The organism is Mesorhizobium sp. M0772 (assembly GCF_040320135.1).
Taxonomy (GTDB): domain Bacteria; phylum Pseudomonadota; class Alphaproteobacteria; order Rhizobiales; family Rhizobiaceae; genus Mesorhizobium.
Genome location: NZ_JAMYPB010000114.1, coordinates 1 through 1,332, shown reverse-complemented (window position 1 = coordinate 1,332; position 1,332 = coordinate 1). Strand labels below are relative to the sequence as shown.

Annotated in this window: 1 protein-coding gene, 1 tRNA gene and 1 pseudogene; all 3 read left to right on the top strand. The window is 59.5% G+C overall.

The features are described from left to right. The first annotated feature begins 1 nt into the window (after position 1). Positions 2-78 (top strand) — tRNA-Met (locus tag NKI06_RS30790). A gap of 387 nt (positions 79-465) precedes the next feature. Next, positions 466-737, top strand: a pseudogene (locus tag NKI06_RS30785) (type II toxin-antitoxin system ParD family antitoxin). Positions 738-740: 3 nt separating this feature from the next. Then, a complete protein-coding gene (locus NKI06_RS30780) occupies positions 741-1,052 on the top strand; it encodes a type II toxin-antitoxin system RelE/ParE family toxin (protein ID WP_352987923.1) in 312 nt (103 codons plus the stop codon). Positions 1,053-1,332: the final 280 nt, after the last annotated feature.

Here is a 1,332-nt window from a genome sequence, read left to right as displayed (position 1 = left end):
ACGCGGGGTGGAGCAGCCCGGTAGCTCGTCAGGCTCATAACCTGAAGGTCACAGGTTCAAATCCTGTCCCCGCAACCAACAAAAAAGCCCGCTTCACGCGGGCTTTTTGCGTTCGGACCGTGCTCGATGGCGATTTTAACCTGCACCAGGGGTCGGAAGCAGGCGAAGCCGACGCCGTGGGACAGAAAAGCCAAATCATGACCCCCCAACCGCCCGCAGCTCGCAGGCCTTTTGTATTCGGCACCTTTGCCCACGCGAAGCCGGTTGGCTCCCGGCTCTGTCAGCGCGGCAACCGCCACGCGCCGGCGCGATGGTGACCGGACGCTTTGGATCCTGCAAAACCAGGCGACGAACCATTCTCTCGCCATCAGATCTTTGAAAACGAACCGTGATCGTGCGCTTCCAATCATTGCTATCTATTGTTACCGGGCTTTGATCGGCGCCATAATCTTCCAGGAGGTTGCCGTGCCCGACTACGCTCTGAACGACCACTATGAGAGCTTTACCAGGAAGCAGCTCGAATCAGGCCGCTACAACAATGCCAGTGAGGTTGTTCGCGCCGGCCTGCGTATGCTCGAGGATTTCGAGGCGGAGCGGGAAAGATGGCTGCGAGAGGAGGTTCCGGCGCGCCTGACCGAGCTCCGGCAGGATCCGGCTAAACTAAGGGCATCCCTGTCGAGACAGTTTTTTCGCGGCTCGAGGCGCGTCATCACGCGAAGCAGGCGAAAGCCAAATAGGCAATGGAGTACCGCATTGTCTTCCACCCCAAGGCGGAAACTGAACTCGACCAGCTCTATGACGACATAGCCGACCCGTGCGTCGCCGGCGATCGCTTGGAATTTCGTTGTCGGCATCGCGACCATTTCCTGAGCGTGTCCACTTTTCCACAGTGCGGCACAGAGCGGGTCGAGATCATGCCTGGTCCGCGGGTTATCGGCTACCGGCGTGCCCTCAGCATTGCTTTCGCAGTCGATGCCGATCGGGTCGTGATCCTGGGTGTCTTTTTCGCGGGCCGGAACATCACGGCGGAATTGCTGGAAGGCCGGCTCTGAAGCACTGCTCAGGCTGGCGTGGGGATCGACACTCGCCAGGAGGCGATTCTCAGGCCGATGGTACGCATCTGCCGTCGAGGGGTGGGGGCTTGTTGGAAGAGTGAACCGCGGCGGAACGCCACTCACAATTTCAGCCAAGCCAGCTCACGAATTTCCGCCCCGTGGATATCTCCACGAGAAATCGAAAAAACATCGTCGATGACTGTTGACAGTTCTGGTTGGTGGCGACTATATACGCCTCACGAACGAGGGCGGTGCGCCGCTGGCGGCGAAGCAGTTT

Excerpts from the sequence above, each read along its gene's own strand:
- NKI06_RS30780 (WP_352987923.1), top strand. The coding sequence starts at position 741 with ATGGAGTACCGCATTGTCTTCCACCCCAAGGCGGAAACTGAACTCGAC.